The following is a 20,457-nucleotide window of genomic DNA, read 5'->3' on the forward strand; positions in this document are numbered from 1 at the left end:
ATTGATGAAAAGAAAAAAGCTAAAGATTGTTTTGCTAGTCGTTATTCTGATTTTAGCCTCGCTTTATTGGGGCTATCAGAAAGTAGAACGTTTTGCTGATGCGCCGCTGGCTCTTCAGCAGGAAACTTACTTTAAACTGCCTGCAGGCACCGGGCGTGTTGCGCTGGAAGGGCTACTGGTTCGCGATAAACTGATTTACAGCGGCAGATGGTTCCCCTGGTTGCTGCGTTTGGAGCCAGAATTGGCCGAGTTCAAGGCTGGTACCTATCGCTTAACACCTGGAATGACGTTGCGCCAAATGTTGCAACTATTGGCCAGTGGAAAAGAGGCGCAGTTTAGCGCACGTTTTATTGAAGGCTTACGCCTGCGAGACTGGTTACAGGTGTTGCAGGCGTCCAAATATGTCAAACACAGTTTGGCGGGTAAAGATAACGCCCAAATCGCGGTTGCGCTCGGGTTGCCGGAAGGTACCAGCCTTGAAGGGCTTTTCTACCCGGATACCTACCTCTATACCGCTGGCACCAGCGATCTGGCCTTACTGAAACGTTCCCACGTTCGGATGGAAAAAGCATTGCAGGATATTTGGCAGTCGCGGGATGCCAGCTTGCCGTATAAAACGGCGAAGGAATTGCTGGTTATGGCATCGATTATCGAGAAAGAGACGGCACTGCCTGAAGAGAGAACAAAAGTTGCCTCGGTATTCATCAATCGCTTGCGTTTGGGCATGCGTTTGCAGACCGACCCTACCGTTATTTACGGTATGGGGGAAAGTTACACCGGTACTATCAGCCGCAAGGATCTTGAAACCCCAACGGCCTATAACACCTACGTGATCAGTGGACTGCCGCCAACGCCGATTGCCATGCCAAGCCGCGCCTCGCTTGAGGCTGCCGCAAATCCGGCAAAAACCGACTATCTCTACTTTGTTGCTGACGGTAAAGGTGGACATACATTTACCACTAATCTGAACAGCCATAATGAAGCCGTGCGCGCCTATCGTAAGGCGCAAAAGGAAAAGAATGAAAAGTAAATTTGTCGTCATTGAAGGTCTGGAAGGTGCGGGCAAAACAACTGCACGTGACACTATCGTCAGTGTGATGCGCGAGCAGGGTATCAAGGACATAGTATTTACCCGTGAACCGGGTGGTACGCCATTGGCGGAAAAACTTCGCGATCTGTTCAAACGAGGAACGGATGGTGAGTTGCCAACGGTTAAAGCAGAGGTCCTGATGCTCTATGCAGCTCGAGTCCAACTGGTTGAAACCGTCATTATGCCTGCACTGGCACGAGGGGCTTGGGTTATTGGTGATCGTCATGACCTCTCCTCGCAAGCTTATCAAGGGGGAGGGCGAGGTGTTGACCAGGACTTGATGACCTCACTGCGTGATACCGTGCTTGGTGATTTTCGTCCGCACCTGACACTTTATCTCGATTTACCGCCGTTGGTTGGTTTGCAAAGAGCTCGCGCCCGCGGGGAACTGGATCGCATTGAGCAAGAAGCTTTACCGTTCTTCGAAAGAACTCGCGCACGCTATCTGGAATTGGCGGCGCAGGATGAAAGTATCGTTACCATCGATGCAGCGCAGACGTTGGAACAGGTCAGTGCTGATATTCGTCAGGTCGTATCACAATGGCTACAACAGCAGGAAGATCGGTAATGAATTGGTATCCGTGGCTTAATACACCGTATCGTCATTTGGTGGGGCAATATGCTGCCGGTCGCGGTCACCATGCCTTGTTGGTACATGCAGTTCCAGGTAACGGTGATGCCGCATTGCTCTACGCATTAGGCCGTTGGCTGATTTGTCAGCAACGCAAAGGTGAAAAGAGCTGTGGAGAATGCCATAGCTGCAGGTTAATGTTGGCGGGTAACCATCCTGATTACCACATTTTGGCACCAGAAAAGGGTAAAAGCAGCCTGGGTGTTGAGCCGGTCCGCCAGGTGATAGAGATCCTTTATTCGCATGCTCAGCAAGGTGGAGCGAAAGTGGTGTGGCTGTCGCAGGCTGAATTGCTGACAGAGGCTGCCGCTAATGCGTTGTTGAAAACCTTGGAAGAGCCCCCAGCCAACACCTACTTTTTGCTAGGTTGCAGCGACCCTTCACGCTTGCTGGCCACGCTGCGCAGTCGTTGTTTTTACTGGCATCTTGCCAGCCCTGACGAGCAGCTTGGCTTGCGTTGGCTAGACCGCCAGAACGGGGGGGATCCAATTGTTCGTCTTACTGCACTGCGTTTGCATGGTGGTGCCCCTATCGCTGCCGAAGCGCTGCTAAAGCTTGAGCAGTGGCAGCAGCGTGCCTCACTGTGTAACGCGCTAAGCGCAGCTTTGCCGCAGTGCGACATGTTAATGCTGTTACCCGTGCTGAATCATGATGACGTAGCTGAAAGGCTACATTGGTTATGCGCGTTACTGTTGGATGCGCTTAAATGGCAGCAGGGTGCGGCGAGTTATGTCATGAATCAGGATCAACTAATGCTAGTACAACAATTAGCACAACGCCTGAGTAGTTCCTCGCTACAGCAGATCATGCAAAAGTGGCTTAACTGTCGCCATCAACTGCTCAGTATCAGCGGTGTTAACCGCGAACTATTGCTGACAGAACAGTTGCTCAGTTGGGAACAGATGATAGGCTGCGCTCCTTAACCACTCGTTAGCGTTGCTGGCGGTCCTTTGAACGCTGGGTAAAGCTCTGGTGGTCAAAAAATGGTGCAACCTGAGCTCTCCCTGTTATTCATATCTTCATATGTTGTAAAAGAGTTGATTATCATGTTTTTAGTAGATTCTCATTGTCATCTTGATAGCCTGGATTTTTCCACATTGCATAACAATGTCGATGACGCCTTGGTAAAGGCCAAAGCACGAGATGTGGGTTATGTCCTTGCCGTTGCTACTACACTGCCGGGCTATCAGGCTATGACCCAATTGATTGGTCAGCGAAGTGATGTAGCTTTCTCCTGCGGCGTCCATCCGCTGAATCTGGAGGACGGATACGATTATGCAGAACTTCGCCGTTTAGCAGTTGCAGAGCAGGTTGTTGCGCTAGGTGAAACAGGGTTGGATTATTTCTATCAGAAAGACAGTCTACCTTTGCAGCAAGCCTCTTTTCGCGAACATATTCGTATTGGCAGGGAGCTCAACAAGCCAGTGATTGTGCACACTCGTGATGCGCGTGAAGATACGTTGGCTATTTTGCGTGAAGAGAATGCGCAAGATTGTGGTGGGGTACTGCATTGTTTTACTGAAGATCTTCCTACTGCTAAAGCATTGTTGGATCTTGGCTTCTATATCTCGTTTTCAGGCATTGTTACGTTCCGCAATGCCGAACCGTTGCGAGAAGTTGCACGCTATGTACCGCTGGATAGAATGCTGGTGGAAACCGACTCACCATATTTAGCTCCAGTGCCGCACAGGGGCAAAGAAAACCAGCCAGCCTATGTGCGTGATGTTGCTGAATACCTCGCTGTACTGAAGGGGGTAAGCCTTGAAAACCTGGCTGAAGCAACTACCGCCAACTTTTCACGTTTATTTCATATCAATCTTGCATCTTTCGCCTAAAGTTAACTCAACGTCGATGATGGGGAGTTTTTTTTAAGCTCGTAATTAATCGATAAAACGGGTAATGTTCACACCCGTTTTATGACCGTGGCCGTTTTTTTTCATCTTTTTTTACAAAATGTAGACGATTTTAGAAAAATACATGGCTTCTTCATTGAAACGTGACTGCCATCAAACATTGTTTGGGGTATTTATTTTACTCTCCGTAAAAATTCAAGGGGTGCTCAGACACCCTGATATGTAGAGGTTTCTCTCCCCCCTCTGCAACGCGAAAATTCGCGAGGAAGTAGCAAAGCACTATTACTCAGGAGCACACTCAACTATGTTCAAGAACGCATTTGCAAACCTGCAGAAAGTAGGTAAATCGCTGATGCTGCCGGTATCCGTATTGCCTATCGCAGGTATCCTGCTGGGCGTCGGTTCCGCCAACTTCAGCTGGCTACCTGCGGTAGTCTCTCATGTGATGGCGGAAGCTGGCGGGTCTGTATTCGCCAATATGCCTTTGATTTTTGCCATCGGTGTTGCCCTGGGCTTCACTAACAACGATGGTGTTTCTGCACTGGCCGCAGTAGTGGCTTACGGTATCATGGTGAAAACCATGGCTGTGGTTGCTCCGTTGGTTCTGCACTTACCTCCAGAGGAGATAGCCGCCAAACACCTGGCAGATACAGGTGTGCTCGGGGGTATCATATCCGGTGCTATTGCCGCCTACATGTTTAACCGCTTCTTCCGCATTCAATTGCCGGAATACCTGGGCTTCTTTGCCGGTAAGCGTTTCGTGCCGATCATTTCGGGGCTGGCTGCCATTGTTCTGGGCGTGATCCTGTCCTTTATCTGGCCTCCTATCGGTACTGGTATCCAAACTTTCTCACAATGGGCAGCTTATCAAAACCCAGTAGTGGCGTTTGGTATCTACGGTGTTGTTGAACGTGCTCTGGTACCGTTTGGTTTGCACCATATCTGGAACGTGCCTTTCCAAATGCAAATTGGTGAATTTACCAACGCAGCGGGTCAGGTCTTCCATGGCGACATTCCTCGTTACATGGCGGGTGACCCAACCGCGGGTATGTTGTCTGGTGGTTTCCTGTTCAAAATGTACGGTCTGCCTGCAGCGGCGATTGCCATCTGGCATTCAGCCAAGCCTGAAAACCGTGCCAAAGTCGGCGGGATCATGATCTCCGCAGCCTTGACCTCGTTCCTGACCGGTATTACCGAGCCGATCGAGTTCTCCTTCATGTTCGTTGCACCGATCCTGTACGTTATCCACGCGATCCTGGCTGGCCTTGCATTCCCAATCTGTATTCTGTTGGGTATGCGTGACGGTACCAGCTTCTCGCATGGCTTGATCGACTTCATCGTACTGAGCGGCAACAGCAGCAAAATATGGTTGTTCCCAATCGTTGGTATCATCTACGGTCTGGTTTACTACACCATCTTCCGCGTGTTGATTGCCAAACTGGATCTGAAAACCCCAGGCCGTGAAGATAACTCTTCCGATCAGGTGACTCAGACCGGTTCTGAAATGTCTGCTGCTTTAGTTCAGGCATTCGGCGGTAAAGAAAACATCACAAACCTGGATGCCTGTATCACTCGTCTGCGTGTTAGCGTGGCTGACGTATCCAAGGTTGACCAAGCTGGCCTCAAAAAGTTGGGCGCTGCGGGCGTTGTTGTCGCGGGCTCTGGCGTTCAGGCTATATTTGGTACCAAATCGGATAACCTGAAAACTGATATGGATGATTACATCCGTAACCATTAATTCAGGCAGGGGAGTTTACGGGGGCGGCGAAAGCCGCCCCTTTTTTGTACTAAAAAAAAGCCCTGAACAGGGTAGAGGTGCTCAGGGCAAAATGATTAAATGTTTCACTGGTGTTGGCGCGATACCAACACTTTAACTTTAGTTAAGAATCGTGAACAACGCTGACTTAAATGTTGTGAAAATGTAAAAAACATATTATTGCTTAACAAAGGCCTTTCATGCCTGACTTTTGCCAACGGATAGACGTTGCCCGATACCAGCTCAGGGCTTCTTGGCAATCAATACCGCTCGTAGAGGGGCTGGATAACCTTCAACAGTTTTGCTGTGATCGTTTGGATCCAGGAACTCGGCAAGCGACTCACTGATCATCCAATCGGTTCTACGCTGTTCTTCGGTGCTGGTGGGGCAGATATCAACAATTTTGACGTCTACGAAACCGCATTTCTCCAGCCAGCACTTAAGTGCTTCAGCTGAGGGGATAAAGTAGACGTTACGCATCTGCGCATAGCGGTCTCCTGGCACCAAAACCTGGTTACGATCACCTTCAACAACCAGAGTTTCCAACACTAATTCACCTTCTGAAACCAACTGGCTCTTCAACTGATAAAGATGATCCAGTGGGGAGCGGCGATGGTAAAGCACGCCCATTGAGAAAACCGTATCGAAGGCGGCTAGTTCTGGCAACTGTTCAATCCCTAGTGGCAATACGTGCGCGCGTTGATCGCCACCCAGTAGTTTACGCACGGCTTCGAATTGGCACAGGAACAATTGCATTGGATCAATTCCAACCGCCAGATGGGCTCCGGCACCGACCATTCGCCACAAATGGTAACCGCTGCCACATCCGACATCGAGAATGGTGCGGCCAGCTAAGGGAGAGATATGTGGCAACACTCGGTCCCATTTCCAGTCGGAGTGCCACTCTGTATCGATATTTATGCCATACAAAGAAAAAGGGCCTTTGCGCCATGGCATCAGAGTACGCAGCATTTTTTCGATGCCTTCGAGCTGACCCGCCGAGAGCGGTTGTTCCATTTCTGCGTGAACGCCTTGCAATAAATCGAGCCGCGTTGGCGTTAAGGATGGTAGATGTTCTACTGAATTGAACCATTGCTTGAATTTGCCATGCAATGATTCACGTTGCCATGCACTGATTTGCGCCGGCAGCGTATCTAGCCAGTGGCTGAGCGGGCTCTTGGCGATGCGCTGATAAAAATCCCCAAACTCAATCATGCAACCTCTCCTGATTTCAGGGCGATCAGTGAACCAAAATTAAAACACTGGAACCAGACTTCTGGATGTTTAAAGCCAGCCTGATTAAGCCGTGCTTTATGCGTCTCGACAGAGTCAGTCAGCATCACATTTTCAAGCATGCTGCGCTTCTGGCTGATTTCCAACTCGCTATAGCCGTTTGCGCGCTTGAAGTCATGATGCATGTTAAACAACAATTCACCGACATTCTCATCTTCAAAACTGAATTTTTCTGATAACACTAATACGCCGCCGGAACGAAGTCCTTGATAAACCTGGCTGAGTAAGCGCAGGCGGTCTGCTGGCTCAAGAAATTGCAGCGTGAAATTCAGTACTACCATTGAGGCATTCTCAATGTGGATATCCAGAATATCAGCTTCAATGACCTCTACCGGTGTATCAGCGCGAAAGGCGTCTATATGGCGGCGGCAGCGCTCGACCATCGCAGGTGAGTTATCGACCGCAATAATGTTACAACCTGCGACTTTAATATTTCTGCGCATTGAAAGCGTTGCTGCGCCGAGTGAACATCCCAGGTCATAAACCTGACTTCCCGGCTGAACGAAACGCTCGGCCAACATACCAATCATTGAGATGATATTCGAGTAACCAGGAACAGAGCGCTGGATCATGTCTGGGAAGACTTCAGCAACGCGCTCGTCGAAAGTCCAGTCGCCCAATTTGGCAATTGGAGCGGAAAAAAGTGTATCGCGGTTTGGCATAGCGGCAAATCAGGTCAGAATTCGAAGGCGCGTATGTTAACAGAAAACCGGGTAGGGCAGAAGCAGGCGGCTTTACCGCCTGAGCAGAGCATCAATGCAGACTGAATATAATGTCCCATGGCAGGTAGAAGATATTGGCAATAATCATCAATATCAACGAGGTATAAGTAGCTGCCATACCTGAGCGGCGCCAGCGGATTTCGTGGTTGCGTAAGCCATAGTAGTGTATCAATCGGCCTGCCATCAGCATCAGGCCACAAAGGTGAACCATCCAGACTTCAGCGCCGTTCATCTCCATAATCACCAACAGTACTGCGGCGATTGGGATGTATTCTACTGCATTGCCGTGAACACGGATCGCGGTTTGCAGTTCGTAAAAACCTCCGTCACCACTGGCGACCCGATACTGCATTCTGAGCCTGACCACGTCAAAAGAGAGTTTGATCAACAACAATGCGCCAAGCACTACATAGAGCGCGCTTACCATTTTTCACTCCATTCCTAATCAACTCTTGCAGCAAGCATCATAACTGCCATTACTGCGCCTGTCGCCAGGAAATAACCGTTGGAATCAATCAGGTTAATTGTTCAAAACAGATCGTTCTGTTCGGGCCAGTCTGGCGCTGGCGGTAGATTGTGAATGACCTGACGCAGCCGTTGCCAGATTTTTTGTGCCTGTTGCGGGGAATCGCCGTTATCTGGCGTATGTATAAATAGATAGGGGCTATGTCGTTCAGACCAGAGGGGGAGTTTCTGTTGCCATACCTCAAACCAGCGCAGGTTATCCTGCAGAACATTCCCGCCAATAAAACGTACCAGAGGGTTATTGGCGGTAATAATGGCATGAACAGGAAGCTTTGGCTTTTTCTGTTGCGCATCACGAACTGCTGCCGTGGAGGCGATGGCGTTGTGTATCGGGCGACTATCAAGGATCACGCGGTTGATTTCACGTTGATGCAGGCCCTGATTAAGGATTCGTTCTTCCTCACCCTTGGCGAAAAATGCCGGATGCCGCACTTCAACACCGTAAGTAAAGGTTTGTGGTAAGTCATCCAGGAAAGCCCACAATACACTCAGATGCTCGGGAGCAAAAGCGGCAGGAAGCTGTAGCCAAAGCTGCCCAATACGTGTCTGAATCGGGTCCAGGCAGTCATAAAATGCCTTAATGTCAGCGCCACAATGGCGTAATGCCGCTTTATGGCTGATTTCCGAGGGGAATTTAAAACAGAAGCGAAAGTCGTCATTTGTCATATCACGCCAACGATGCACAATTTCCGGTTTCGGCAGTGCGTAGAAAGTCGTGTTGCCTTCAACGCAATTAAAGTAACGGCTGTAGTCAGCCAAATCGCGTAGGCCAATGCGATTCCAGGCAGGGTGTTGCCATTGCGGTAGTCCGATATACATGATGCCGTTATCTTCCTTGTTCACGTTCTGACAACAACCGTAGCGTTATCTTTTCAGTCTTTCAAGCCATAGCCTAGAGTGCCGCGAGAATTTCGCTGGTGCTGCGCACGCGAGCGATGCGTGGGAAGATATTGTCGAAGGCAAACAGGTGCATCTCAGTACTGTAAGTGCTGCATACGTCTTCAGCGATCACCAACTCATAGCCGTGCTCCCAAGCGTTGCGGGCGGTGGATTCTACCCCGATGTTGGTCGCAATGCCCCCGAGGACTATGGTTTTGATACCACGACGGCGCAATTGCAGGTCTAGATCGGTACCGTAGAATGCCCCCCATTGGCGTTTGGTGATCAACACATCGCTATCCTGAACCGCAAGTTCATTCGGGAATGTCCACCATGAGTCGGGTAATCCGCCAACTGGAGCAGGAGAAGGCTTGTCTACCGGTTGCTTCAGCGCTTCGGCAAATGAGTCTGACCAGCCGACTCGAACCAGAAATACGGGTGCATTCAGCGTGCGAAAACGTCCAGCCAAGTGTGCTGCGTGTGTGACAACTATGCTTGCGCTGTGTGGACCAGCAGCAAAAGGCAGAATACCCTCTTGCAGGTCGATCAGCACTAGAGCCGTTGTTTGGGGATCAAGCTTCAACATAATAAATACATCTCATTGTGAGAGTGGATAAGGATCAGAGTGGCAGTTTGGTATGTAATCAGGCGCGATAGCAAGGAGGGCGATGAGGGTTAGGTGAAAAAACTGCTACTGGATGAGGGGGAAATTGTTAACTAATGTGTTTTCTGAGCCAGAGAGATGTCATTTAGCATGGTAACAATGCCGTGTTCGTACTTATCTGGCGCATGAATTTCCTTTATAATGGCCACCTTTTTTCATCACTCTTTAATCCAACGACCTATGCCGATTTATGAATATGCATGTGGTGCATGCAAACACCGATTAGAGAAACTACAGAAATTTTCCGACGCGCCGCTGACAGAGTGCCCGGCGTGTGGGCAGCCCACATTAACCAAGTTGATCTCATCCACCGGTTTCCAGTTAAAGGGTACTGGCTGGTATGCGACAGATTTTAAACCGGGCAAGTAAGAATTCGTTATACCCTAGGGATCTCAAGCCGCAGGTGGTAGACAATTCCGCTGAGGCGTTAAAGGGACGGGTATAGATAACAACCGTGCGGACAGCAACAGTTATGCTCCGGCGGAATCGGCTTAAGTAAAAGGATAGCGTATGCGTACTGAATATTGCGGGCAGTTGAATCTGGCCCATGTAGGCCAGGAAGTCACTTTGTGTGGTTGGGTCAACCGCCGCCGCGATTTGGGCGGGCTGATCTTTATTGATATGCGCGATCGTGAAGGTATTGTTCAGGTGTTCTTCGATCCGGATCAGAAAACGGCATTCGATAAAGCTTTCGAACTGCGTAACGAGTTCTGCATTCAAATCGTGGGGACTGTTCGTGCCCGCCCGGAAAGCCAAATCAATAAAGATATGGCTACCGGTGAGGTTGAAGTGTTTGCTCATGCACTGGAGATCATTAACCGCTCAGAACCTCTGCCGTTGGACTCTAACCAGACCAACACCGAAGAGGCGCGCCTGAAATATCGCTATCTGGACCTCCGTCGTCCAGAAATGGCCGATCGCCTGAAAACTCGTGCCAAGATCACCAGTTTTGTACGCCGTTTTATGGACAGCCAAGGTTTCCTCGACATTGAAACCCCGATGCTGACCAAGGCGACGCCGGAAGGCGCGCGTGATTATTTGGTGCCAAGCCGTGTGCATAAAGGCAAATTCTATGCGTTGCCGCAGTCTCCGCAGTTGTTCAAACAATTGCTGATGATGTCTGGTTTTGATCGCTACTATCAGATCGTCAAATGTTTCCGTGACGAAGATCTTCGTGCCGATCGTCAGCCAGAATTCACCCAGATTGACGTGGAAACCTCGTTCATGACTGCCGAGCAGGTTCGGCAGGTAATGGAACAGTTGGTACACGAGTTGTGGCTGGAAGTGAAAGGTGTCGATCTGGGTAAATTCCCGATAATGACCTTTGCTGAAGCGATGCGCCGTTTCGGCTCTGATAAACCAGACCTGCGGAACCCGCTGGAATTGGTAGATGTTGCCGACCTGGTAAAAGACGTTGAATTCAAAGTATTCTCTGGCCCGGCCAACGATGCCAAAGGGCGTGTAGCGGCAATTTGTGTACCGGGTGGTGCACAGTTGACGCGTAAGCAGATCGACGAATACGGTGCTTTTGTCAACATCTATGGTGCTAAAGGGCTGGCATGGCTGAAGGTCAACGATCGTGCTGCGGGTATGGAAGGTGTGCAAAGTCCGATTGCCAAATTCCTCAGTGCTGAAGTACTGGAAGCCGTTTTGGCACGAACTAATGCGCAGACCGGTGACATTCTGTTCTTCGGTGCCGATAGTTTCAAAATTGTCACCGACGCCATGGGAGCTCTGCGTCTGAAGTTGGGCCGAGATCTTGGCTTGACCAAATTGGACAGTTGGGCTCCGCTGTGGGTTGTCGACTTCCCGATGTTCGAAGAAGATGGCGAGGGCGGCCTGACTGCGATGCATCACCCGTTCACCGCACCGCGTGATATGAGCCCGCAAGAACTGCAGCAAGATCCTGCTTCCGCTATCGCCAATGCCTATGACATGGTACTGAATGGCTATGAAGTGGGTGGCGGTTCCGTGCGTATTCACCGCAGTGAAATGCAGCAGACGGTATTTAGCATTCTCGGTATTAACGAACATGAGCAGCGTGAGAAGTTTGGCTTCCTGCTGGATGCACTGAAATATGGAACTCCGCCACATGCTGGCCTGGCATTCGGCCTTGACCGTCTGGTTATGCTGCTGACAGGAACCGATAACATCCGTGACGTTATCGCCTTCCCGAAAACCACCGCAGCGGCCTGTCTGTTGACTGATGCACCAAGCTTTGCCAATCCGGCTTCGTTGCAGGAATTGGCCATTAGCGTAGTTAAGAAAGGCTCTGCCGAGCAAGAGAGCGAGTGATGAATTACAAGCGACCCGAATCTATTCTGGTGGTGATTTATGCAAAATCCAGTGGTCGGGTGCTGATGTTACAGCGGCGTGACGATACAGAGTTCTGGCAGTCGGTTACCGGCAGCCTGGAGGATGCTGAATCGCCGTCGCGTGCTGCACAGCGCGAAGTCATGGAAGAGATCGGTATCGATATCGAAGCAGAGGCTCTTCCTCTGTTTGATTGCCAGCGCTGTGTGGAATTTGAACTCTTTGTCCATCTGCGACATCGCTATGCGCCGGGTACTACACGTAACAAAGAACACTGGTTCTGCCTGGCGTTACCTGAAGAGCGTGATCCGGTGCTGACCGAACATCACGCATACCAGTGGCTTGAGGCGACGGAAGCAGTCAAGCTGACCAAGTCATGGAGTAATCAGCAGGCGATTGAAGAGTTTGTGATCCATTCTGTCCAGTAGTTCTTTTTGGAGATATTTTTATGGCAGGTCATAGTAAATGGGCCAACACTAAGCACCGCAAGGCGGCGCAAGATTCCAAACGCGGAAAGATTTTCACCAAAATAATCCGTGAGCTGGTCACCGCAGCCAAACTGGGTGGGGGCGATCCAGGTGCTAACCCGCGTCTGCGCGCCGCTATCGACAAAGCGCTGTCAAACAACATGACGCGTGATACTCTGAACCGTGCTATTGCCCGTGGTGTCGGCGGTGATGATGATACGAATATGGAAACCATCATCTATGAAGGCTATGGTCCGGGCGGCACTGCGGTGATGATCGAGTGCCTGAGTGATAACCGTAACCGTACCGTTGCAGAAGTGCGTCATGCGTTCACTAAATGTGGTGGTAACTTGGGTACAGACGGTTCCGTTGCTTATCTGTTCACCAAAAAAGGGGTGATCACCTATGCTCCGGGTCTGGATGAAGACCAGGTGATGGAAGCTGCACTGGAAGCGGGTGCGGAAGATATTGTGACCTATGATGATGGTGCAATAGATGTTTTTACTGCCTGGGAAAATCTGGGGGAAGTAAAAGACGCGCTGACAGCAGCGGGCTTTGAAGCTGAAGCGGCTGAAGTTTCCATGATCCCTTCAACCAAAGCGGATATGGATGCGGAAACTGCACCGAAGTTACTGCGTCTGATCGACATGCTGGAAGATTGTGATGATGTGCAGGAGGTTTACCATAACGGTGAGATTTCTGACGAGATCGCAGCTACGCTGTAAGATAATCGATTAATGGCATTGCCTTCCGGCAGCGCCAGGCTATTTAGGCGGTGTTCCGAGTAAGATCAGGACACCGCCTTAAACTTAATGCAGGGTGGTGATAGCTATGGCGATAATACTGGGAATTGATCCCGGCTCGCGCGTCACCGGCTATGGCCTTATCCGCCAGCAGGGCCGCCAACTGACCTATGTTGCCAGCGGCTGTATTCGTACCGTAGTCGATGATATTCCAACGCGCTTAAAACTGATTTATGCAGGCGTCAGCGAAATTATCACGCAGTTTCAGCCTGATTTTTTTGCTATCGAACAAGTGTTTATGGCAAAAAACCCGGACTCAGCTCTCAAGTTGGGGCAAGCGCGTGGCGTAGCGATCGTTGCCGCCGTCAATCAGAATCTGGAAGTGTTTGAATATGCAGCGCGTCAGGTTAAGCAGACGGTGGTTGGGACCGGGGCGGCTGAAAAGGCTCAGGTTCAGCATATGGTACGTTCGTTGTTAAAGCTTTCCGCTAACCCGCAGGCAGACGCCGCCGATGCGTTGGCGATTGCCATCACCCACTGTCATCTCAGCCAGAACATACTGCGGATGAGTGAAGGGCGGTTGAATCTGGCTCGGGGCCGTTTGCGCTGATGCCGCAGCGGTATTGTCTTGAAAGATGCCAAGTTGATGCGGGCTGGATATTCATCCAGCCTTTTTTATGGTATAAGTTTAGCCATTATTGTGTGGCGGCAGGCCACATACAGCGATCCATTCAGGAGGGGTAATGATAGGTCGTCTCAGAGGAATCATTCTGGAAAAGCAGCCACCGTTAGTGTTATTGGAAGCCAACGGCGTTGGTTATGAAGTCCATATGCCAATGACCTGTTTTTACGAGCTACCGGAGCTGGGGCAAGAGGCTATCGTGTTTACCCAATTTGTGGTGCGTGAAGATGCACAGCTACTGTATGGGTTCAATGATAAACAAGAGCGCGCGTTGTTCCGCGAACTGATCAAAGTGAATGGCGTTGGGCCGAAGCTGGCACTGGCGATCCTCTCCGGTATGTCAGCTCAACAGTTTGTCAGCGCGGTAGAGCGTGAAGAGATCACCGCATTGGTGAAATTACCTGGCGTTGGCAAGAAAACTGCAGAGCGCCTGGTGGTAGAGATGAAAGATCGCTTTAAAGGATTGAACGGAGATTTGTTCAATAACAGCAGCGAAATCAATCTGCCAGCGACTGCGGCAAAAGCGGCTGAAATGGACATTGAAGCCGAAGCTGCTTCCGCGCTGGTGGCACTTGGGTATAAACCTCAGGAGGCTAGCCGCATGATTGGCAAAGTTGCCAAGCCGGGTGCTGATTGTGAAACCTTAATCCGCGACGCACTCCGTGCCGCACTGTAGGGGCCAAGGGGTAGAAAATGATTGAAGCCGACCGCCTGATTTCTGCTGAACCGTTCAACGAAGAAGAGGTTCTGGATCGCGCAATCAGGCCTAAGCTGTTGACGGAGTATGTTGGTCAGCCGCACGTGCGTGAGCAAATGGAAATCTTTATCCAGGCAGCAAAACAGCGCGGAGATGCATTGGATCATCTGCTGATTTTCGGCCCGCCTGGATTGGGTAAAACCACCTTGGCAAACATTGTTGCCAACGAGATGGGCGTTAACCTGCGAACTACTTCTGGGCCTGTACTTGAGAAAGCTGGCGATCTTGCTGCCATGCTGACCAATCTGGAGCCTCACGACGTTCTGTTTATCGATGAAATCCACCGCTTATCACCTGTGGTAGAAGAAGTTCTGTATCCAGCCATGGAAGATTATCAACTGGATATTATGATTGGTGAAGGCCCGGCAGCGCGCTCGATCAAACTCGATCTTCCTCCATTTACCCTTGTTGGTGCAACGACGCGCGCGGGTTCATTAACCTCGCCGTTACGCGATCGTTTTGGTATTGTCCAGCGCCTGGAGTTTTACCAGGTTGCCGATCTTGAGCACATAGTCTCTCGCAGTGCCAATTGTCTGGGGCTGGCGCTTTCTGGTGATGGTGCGCATGAGATAGCGCGGCGTGCACGTGGAACGCCCCGCATTGCCAACCGTCTGTTACGCCGTGTGCGTGATTTTGCAGAGGTTCGCGCCAATGGTTCTATCAACGGAGAGGTAGCCATGCAGGCACTGGATATGCTGAACGTTGATGCGGAAGGCTTTGACTATATGGATCGCAAGCTGTTGCTGGCAATTATTGACAAGTTCAGTGGTGGTCCAGTGGGCTTGGATAATCTGGCAGCGGCTATTGGCGAAGAGCGTGAAACTATTGAAGACGTTATTGAACCGTTCTTAATCCAGCAAGGGTTCATTCAGCGAACCCCGCGTGGCCGAATGGCAACTGGCCACGCCTATAAACACTTTGGCATTGAGCGGAAAGAGTAATAGACCAGGGGCTGATAGCCCCTGGTTTGGTAATCAGGCCTGCTGTTTCTTCGATAAGCTCAGCACAAACAGTGCCGCAGCACTTAACACCACCGAAGGGCCCGCAGGAGTATCATAAAATGCGGAGAAGGTTAGCCCGCCGGTAACTGCAATAATCCCTGTCAAAACTGCGTAACTGGCCATTTGCTCGGGGGTGCGCGCGAAGCGCCGTGCGGTGGCGGCGGGAATAATCAGTAATGAGGTAATAATCAGTGCGCCAACAAACTTCATTGCCAGCCCAATAGTCAATGCCGTAACCAGCATCAGGATAGTGCGCGCGCGGGGCAGATTAACACCATCAACATGTGCCATTTCTGGGCTGATAGTCATAGACAATAAGTTACGCCACTGCCAACACAACACCAGCAGCACAATAGCCACGCCAATACCTATCATCCAAATATCGCTGAGAGTTACCGATAGCAAATCCCCAAACAGGTAAGCCATCAGATCGACACGCACATTAGACATCAGTGCAACCACTACCAAACCTAGCGATAGCGCACTATGCGCCATGATACCGAGCAGCGTATCCATCGAAAGCTGTGGGCGGCGCTCCAGCCAGACCAGCATCAGGGAAAGCACCAGCGTAACGGCAATAACGGCATAAAATGGATTAACGTCCAGTAACAAGCCGAAGGCCACGCCGAGTAGGGAAGCATGCGCCAGCGTATCGCCAAAGTATGACATTCGCCGCCAGACAACGAACGAACCAAGAGGGCCAGCGGCAGCCGCTAATAAAACACCAGCCAGCCAGCCGGGGAGTAACAGTTCAATCATGCTTTGCGGCTCCGTTTTTCTTCAGCACAATTCTTCCTTGCAAATCGTGGCGATGATTGTGGTTATGGCGATAAATAGCCAACTGCTCTGCTCCACGATGACCAAACATGGCGATGAATTCGGGATGCATCGACACGACTTCTGGCGTGCCTGAGCAACAGATATGTTGATTTAGGCACAACACTTCATCAGTTTTTGCCATTACCAGATGCAAATCATGGGAGACCATCAGCACGGCACAACCCAGCTCTTTGCGTAATTGGTCAATCAAATCGTACAGCGCTAACTGACCATTAACGTCAACCCCTTGCGTGGGTTCATCCAGAACCAGCAACTGCGGGTTATTCAACAGCGCTCTCGCCAGAAGCACCCGCTGATTTTCACCACCAGAAAGCTTTTGCATCGGCTGTTCCAGCAGATGAGCGGCATGGACTCGTTTAAGAGCGGGCAGAATATCAGCCTTTTTAACGCCGGGTTTTAGACGCATGAAACGGTTGACCGTCAAAGGAAGAGTCGCATCAAGATGCAGTTTTTGCGGGACATAGCCAATACGCAGACCCGGCTGGCATTCGATTGTGCCTGTCGTTGGCGCAATAAGCCCAAGCACCACGCGAACCAGCGTTGACTTACCAGCTCCGTTAGGCCCCAGTAATGTCAGAATGCGCCCAGGTTGCAGATTGAGCGAGATATTTGTCAGTACCCGTTTAGTATCAAATGATACGGAGATGTTTTTAAGCGTTGCCAGTGTAGACATGTTGTGATTACATTTGCAGAACCAACCGAATGTTATAATATCACGCTTCTTTACCAAAAACGATGGGGTTACTAATGATGTTACGGAAAATTAAATGGCTGCAATATACATTGCTCGCAAGTGCGTTAATGATGACCGGCAGCGCAACAGCGGCGGTAGTGACGTCTGTTCGCCCCTTAGGATTCATTGCCTCAGCGATTGCCGATGGAGTCACTCCTACAGAGGTATTGTTACCTGATGGCGCATCACCTCACGACTTCGCACTGCGTCCATCGGATATTCAACGGCTGCGCAGTGCCGATCTGGTGCTGTGGGTGGGGCCAGACATGGAGGCTTTCTTAACTAAATCTTTGAAGCAGATCCCAGCTAACAAGCAACTGGCGATCAGTGAACTGCCGGCTGTAAAACCGCTATTGATGAAAGGTGATGACGAACATGATCACGAGCCTGCCTCCGGGGAGAAAAAACATGAGGAAAGTGACCATGATCATCACCACGGTGAATATAATATGCACGTCTGGTTGTCACCAGAGGTGGCAAAAGTGACCGCGATCGCTATTCACGATAGATTGTTGGAACTTATGCCGCAAAATAAGGACAAATTAAACGCAAACCTGCGCCAGTTCGAGGATCAGCTAGCGCAAACTGACAAAAATCTTGTTAATATGCTTACGCCTGTGCAAGGTAAAGGATACTTTGTTTTTCACGATGCTTATGGCTACTTTGAGAAACACTACGGCTTGAGCCCTTTGGGCCATTTTACCGTTAACCCTGAAATTCAGCCCGGCGCACAGCGTTTACACCAAATTCGAACACAGTTGGTTGAGCAGAAAGCAGTCTGCGTTTTTGCTGAACCACAATTCAGACCGGCCGTAATTAATACCATTGCCGAGGGGACTAAAGTGCGTTCTGGAACGCTGGACCCGCTTGGCACAGGTATCGCACTGGGTAAAGACAGCTATGGGAACTTCCTCACAGCGCTGTCCAACCAGTACGTGAGCTGCCTGAAGTAAAGCTTATGAGGATATCATCGAGTGCAGAAGATAGTACGAACTATCACTCTGGCGTATAACAACCTGCCTCGGCCCCACCGCGTAATGTTGGGGTCGTTGACAGTAGTCACGTTGGCTGTCGCTATTTGGCGGCCTTCTTATCACCCAGAACATAACCTTATCGTTAAAAATGTCGAGTTAGAGTCCAATCAGTTGCGTTCTTTACTGCCTGAAGCCAGTGAACCGATCGATGCCGATCAGCCAACACCCGATGATGAAATCCCACAGGATGAACTGGACCAGAAGGTTTCCGGTGAAGAGGGGGTGCACGAATATGTTGTTTCCACCGGTGACACACTTGGCAGTATTCTGACTCAATACGGCATAGAAATGTCCGATGTTTCTTTACTGGCCTCTCAGAATCGCGACCTGCGTAATCTGAAGATTGGCCAGCAACTCTCATGGACACTTAACGATGCAGGCGATCTGCAACGGTTAACCTGGGAAGTTTCCAGACGCGAAACACGCACGTATGAGCGTTCGGGGAATACTTTTAAAGAAACCAAGGAAACACAGAAGGGCGAGTGGCGCAACAAGGTGCTGAGCGGCAAACTGAACGGCAGTTTTGTGAGCAGTGCGGCAGCCGCGGGCCTTACCCGTTCTGAAATCAATACGGTAATTAAGGCACTGCAGTGGCAACTTGATTTTCGCAAATTGCGTAAGGGCGATGAGTTCGCAGTGCTTATGTCACGTGAAGAGTTTGACGGTAAAAGCGAACAAAGCCAACTTTTAGGCGTGCGAATGCGCAGTAGCGGCAAAGACTATTTCGCGATCCGTGCGGACGATGGCAAATTCTATGATCGTCAAGGGTCTGGTTTGGCGCGCGGGTTTATGCGTTTCCCTACCATGAAACAGTTCCGTATTTCTTCCAACTTCAATCCGCGCCGCGTTAACCCGGTGACCGGGCGTGTCGCTCCGCACAAAGGTGTCGACTTTGCTATGCCGGTAGGTACCCCTGTGCTGGCCGTTGGGGATGGGGAGGTTGTAATTGCCAAACAGAGTGGAGCAGCCGGAAATTATGTGGCGATCCGCCATGGTCGCCAATATACCACCCGCTACATGCACCTGAAAAAACTGTTGGTCAAGCCAGGTCAGAAAGTGAAACGTGGTGATCGCATTGCACTCTCTGGTAATACCGGGCGTTCAACGGGCCCACATTTGCACTATGAGCTGTGGACTAACAAACAGGCTGTAAACCCGTTGACGGCCAAGTTACCGCGCTCTGAAGGCTTAAGCGGTAAGGATCGTAGCGATTACCTGGCACAAGTAAAAGAAGTGCTTCCACAGTTGCAGTTGGATTAATGACTTCTGCGCCGTCGAAGCTACCATCGGCCTGATTTTGGGCCGATGTTTTTTTATTAGCGCCTGCTCGGGAACATTTAGCAATTAATGTCCCATTCATATTTTAAACTGTGGTGACCATTGGTAGCTATACGCTTTAATCACAGGCCATAGTACGAAATATGACGGGATATGGTTGTACTTTTCGAGCTGACGCGTTTTGTTAAGAGCTGGTTCATGCAAAAAGAGAATAAATCGAACGTAGAGTTCATCCCGCAATTTCAAAAGGCCTTTTACCACCCGCGTTACTGGGGGGTGTGGTTGGGAACCGGCCTAATGGCTGGCATTTCGCTGATCCCAGCGCGTATGCGTGATCCGGTATTGGGAGCGATTGGTAAGCTTGCTGGCAAAGTAGCCAAAGGTGCTCGCCGCCGTGCCCGTATTAATCTGCTTTATTGTCTGCCTGAATTACCTGAAACCGAACGCGAACATATTATTGATCAAATGTTTGCTACCGCGCCGCAATCCATGGTTCTGATGGCTGAATTGGCATGTACCAACCCGGAAAAGGTCCTCAAGCGTGTGCGCTGGCACGGTGAGGAAGTGCTGGATAAAATTCGCGAGGAAGGTCGTAATGTGATTTTTCTGGTGCCACACGGTTGGGCCGTTGATGTACCGGCGATGTTGATGGCTGCACGTGGGCAACCGATGGCGGCGATGTTCCATAACCAAAGTAATCCACTGGTTGACTACTTGTGGAATACTGTGCGCCGGAAGTTTGGTGGCCGTATGCACGCCCGGAATGATGGCATCAAACCGTTTATCAGTTCAGTACGTCAGGGATACTGGGGGTACTATCTGCCAGATCAGGATCACGGTGCGGAGCATAGTGAGTTTGTAGACTTCTTCGCGACCTACAAAGCCACGCTACCAGCCGTTGGCCGTCTGATGAAAGTTTGCAAGGCGGCGATTGTTCCGCTGTTTCCTGTCTATGACGGTAAAACCAGTATGCTCGATATCACTATCCGTGAGCCGATGGACGATCTGGCCGAGGCCGATGAGCAGCGGATTGCACGCCGGATGAATGAAGAAGTTGAAAACCTGGTTGGGCCGCATCCGGAACAGTACACATGGATCTTGAAATTGCTGAAAACGCGCAAAGAAGGTGAGATAGAGCCCTACGTGAGGGATGATTTATATCGCTAAGTGCCATGACTCTGTGCCGAGCCGAGTGG

22 protein-coding genes are annotated in these 20,457 nt (G+C 50.4%); 15 read left to right on the forward strand and 7 right to left on the reverse strand.

What is annotated here, in order from left to right:
- Nucleotides 1-4 precede the first annotated feature (4 nt).
- The 5 genes from mltG to ptsG all read left to right on the forward strand — a co-directional run bounded on the left by mltG (nt 5) and on the right by ptsG (nt 5,312).
- Nucleotides 5-1,030: an endolytic transglycosylase MltG gene (gene mltG / locus SAQUA_RS10585; RefSeq protein ID WP_380673330.1), complete on the forward strand. Its 1,026-nt coding sequence runs from the start codon at nt 5-7 to the stop codon at nt 1,028-1,030.
- Complete coding sequence (gene tmk / locus SAQUA_RS10590) at nt 1,020-1,658, forward strand: dTMP kinase (RefSeq protein ID WP_380673332.1); 639 nt, start codon at nt 1,020-1,022, stop codon at nt 1,656-1,658. Before mltG ends, tmk begins: the two co-directional genes overlap by 11 nt.
- On the forward strand, nt 1,658-2,644 hold the full coding sequence (holB, locus tag SAQUA_RS10595; protein ID WP_380673334.1) for a DNA polymerase III subunit delta': 987 nt from the start codon (nt 1,658-1,660) through the stop codon (nt 2,642-2,644). The genes tmk and holB overlap by 1 nt, the downstream gene beginning before the upstream one ends.
- A gap of 123 nt (nt 2,645-2,767) precedes the next feature.
- Nucleotides 2,768-3,556 (forward strand): metal-dependent hydrolase, encoded by a 789-nt coding sequence (locus SAQUA_RS10600; RefSeq protein ID WP_380673336.1) that lies wholly within the window; start codon nt 2,768-2,770, stop codon nt 3,554-3,556.
- A gap of 322 nt (nt 3,557-3,878) precedes the next feature.
- On the forward strand, nt 3,879-5,312 hold the full coding sequence (ptsG, locus tag SAQUA_RS10605) for a PTS glucose transporter subunit IIBC (RefSeq protein WP_380673338.1): 1,434 nt from the start codon (nt 3,879-3,881) through the stop codon (nt 5,310-5,312).
- Nucleotides 5,313-5,573: 261 nt separating this feature from the next.
- Here ptsG and cmoB read toward each other — a convergent pair whose 3' ends face one another.
- The 5 genes from cmoB to SAQUA_RS10630 form a co-directional block, all read right to left on the reverse strand.
- Nucleotides 5,574-6,545, reverse strand: coding sequence for a tRNA 5-methoxyuridine(34)/uridine 5-oxyacetic acid(34) synthase CmoB (gene cmoB / locus SAQUA_RS10610; protein ID WP_380673340.1), 972 nt, complete (start codon nt 6,543-6,545; stop codon nt 5,574-5,576).
- Nucleotides 6,542-7,285 carry a carboxy-S-adenosyl-L-methionine synthase CmoA gene (cmoA, locus tag SAQUA_RS10615; RefSeq protein WP_380673342.1) on the reverse strand — a complete coding sequence of 248 codons (744 nt, stop codon included), beginning with the start codon at nt 7,283-7,285 and terminating at the stop codon, nt 6,542-6,544. Before cmoA ends, cmoB begins: the two co-directional genes overlap by 4 nt.
- A gap of 91 nt (nt 7,286-7,376) precedes the next feature.
- Nucleotides 7,377-7,772, reverse strand: coding sequence for an MAPEG family protein (locus SAQUA_RS10620; protein ID WP_380673344.1), 396 nt, complete (start codon nt 7,770-7,772; stop codon nt 7,377-7,379).
- Between the two features lie 101 nt (nt 7,773-7,873).
- Nucleotides 7,874-8,689 (reverse strand): DUF72 domain-containing protein, encoded by an 816-nt coding sequence (locus tag SAQUA_RS10625; RefSeq protein WP_380673346.1) that lies wholly within the window; start codon nt 8,687-8,689, stop codon nt 7,874-7,876.
- 73 nt (nt 8,690-8,762) lie between these two features.
- A complete protein-coding gene (locus SAQUA_RS10630; protein ID WP_380673348.1) occupies nt 8,763-9,335 on the reverse strand; it encodes a hydrolase in 573 nt (190 codons plus the stop codon).
- A 258-nt stretch (nt 9,336-9,593) separates the two neighbouring features.
- Here SAQUA_RS10630 and SAQUA_RS10635 point away from each other — a divergent pair, with 258 nt between their 5' ends.
- The 7 genes from SAQUA_RS10635 to ruvB all read left to right on the forward strand — a co-directional run bounded on the left by SAQUA_RS10635 (nt 9,594) and on the right by ruvB (nt 15,316).
- The gene (locus tag SAQUA_RS10635) at nt 9,594-9,782 is read left to right on the forward strand and encodes an FmdB family zinc ribbon protein (RefSeq protein WP_380673636.1); all 189 of its coding nucleotides are present in this window, start codon (nt 9,594-9,596) and stop codon (nt 9,780-9,782) included.
- Nucleotides 9,783-9,923: 141 nt separating this feature from the next.
- Nucleotides 9,924-11,708 (forward strand): aspartate--tRNA ligase, encoded by a 1,785-nt coding sequence (gene aspS / locus SAQUA_RS10640; protein WP_380673350.1) that lies wholly within the window; start codon nt 9,924-9,926, stop codon nt 11,706-11,708.
- Entirely contained in the window at nt 11,708-12,154 is a 447-nt protein-coding gene (nudB, locus tag SAQUA_RS10645; RefSeq protein ID WP_380673352.1) for a dihydroneopterin triphosphate diphosphatase, read from the forward strand. Before aspS ends, nudB begins: the two co-directional genes overlap by 1 nt.
- Before the next feature lie 20 nt (nt 12,155-12,174).
- Nucleotides 12,175-12,918, forward strand: coding sequence for a YebC/PmpR family DNA-binding transcriptional regulator (locus SAQUA_RS10650; protein ID WP_380673354.1), 744 nt, complete (start codon nt 12,175-12,177; stop codon nt 12,916-12,918).
- A 106-nt stretch (nt 12,919-13,024) separates the two neighbouring features.
- Nucleotides 13,025-13,546: a crossover junction endodeoxyribonuclease RuvC gene (ruvC, locus tag SAQUA_RS10655; protein ID WP_380673356.1), complete on the forward strand. Its 522-nt coding sequence runs from the start codon at nt 13,025-13,027 to the stop codon at nt 13,544-13,546.
- Between the two features lie 133 nt (nt 13,547-13,679).
- Nucleotides 13,680-14,294 carry a Holliday junction branch migration protein RuvA gene (gene ruvA, locus SAQUA_RS10660; RefSeq protein WP_380673358.1) on the forward strand — a complete coding sequence of 205 codons (615 nt, stop codon included), beginning with the start codon at nt 13,680-13,682 and terminating at the stop codon, nt 14,292-14,294.
- 17 nt (nt 14,295-14,311) lie between these two features.
- A complete protein-coding gene (gene ruvB, locus SAQUA_RS10665; RefSeq protein ID WP_380673360.1) occupies nt 14,312-15,316 on the forward strand; it encodes a Holliday junction branch migration DNA helicase RuvB in 1,005 nt (334 codons plus the stop codon).
- A 33-nt stretch (nt 15,317-15,349) separates the two neighbouring features.
- Here the strand turns inward: ruvB and znuB are convergent, their stop codons facing one another.
- A complete protein-coding gene (gene znuB, locus SAQUA_RS10670) occupies nt 15,350-16,135 on the reverse strand; it encodes a zinc ABC transporter permease subunit ZnuB (protein ID WP_380673362.1) in 786 nt (261 codons plus the stop codon).
- The gene (gene znuC, locus SAQUA_RS10675) at nt 16,128-16,889 is read right to left on the reverse strand and encodes a zinc ABC transporter ATP-binding protein ZnuC (protein ID WP_380673364.1); all 762 of its coding nucleotides are present in this window, start codon (nt 16,887-16,889) and stop codon (nt 16,128-16,130) included. Before znuC ends, znuB begins: the two co-directional genes overlap by 8 nt.
- A 77-nt stretch (nt 16,890-16,966) precedes the next feature.
- Here znuC and znuA point away from each other — a divergent pair, with 77 nt between their 5' ends.
- The 3 genes from znuA (at nt 16,967) to lpxM (ending at nt 20,428) form a co-directional block, all read left to right on the forward strand.
- A complete protein-coding gene (gene znuA, locus SAQUA_RS10680; protein WP_380673637.1) occupies nt 16,967-17,902 on the forward strand; it encodes a zinc ABC transporter substrate-binding protein ZnuA in 936 nt (311 codons plus the stop codon).
- Between the two features lie 21 nt (nt 17,903-17,923).
- Nucleotides 17,924-19,243 (forward strand): murein DD-endopeptidase MepM, encoded by a 1,320-nt coding sequence (gene mepM / locus SAQUA_RS10685; protein WP_380673366.1) that lies wholly within the window; start codon nt 17,924-17,926, stop codon nt 19,241-19,243.
- 216 nt (nt 19,244-19,459) lie between these two features.
- The gene (gene lpxM, locus SAQUA_RS10690; protein ID WP_380673368.1) at nt 19,460-20,428 is read left to right on the forward strand and encodes a lauroyl-Kdo(2)-lipid IV(A) myristoyltransferase; all 969 of its coding nucleotides are present in this window, start codon (nt 19,460-19,462) and stop codon (nt 20,426-20,428) included.
- Nucleotides 20,429-20,457 lie beyond the last annotated feature (29 nt).

The organism is Serratia aquatilis, from assembly GCF_044865145.1.
GTDB lineage: Bacteria > Pseudomonadota > Gammaproteobacteria > Enterobacterales > Enterobacteriaceae > Chania > Chania aquatilis.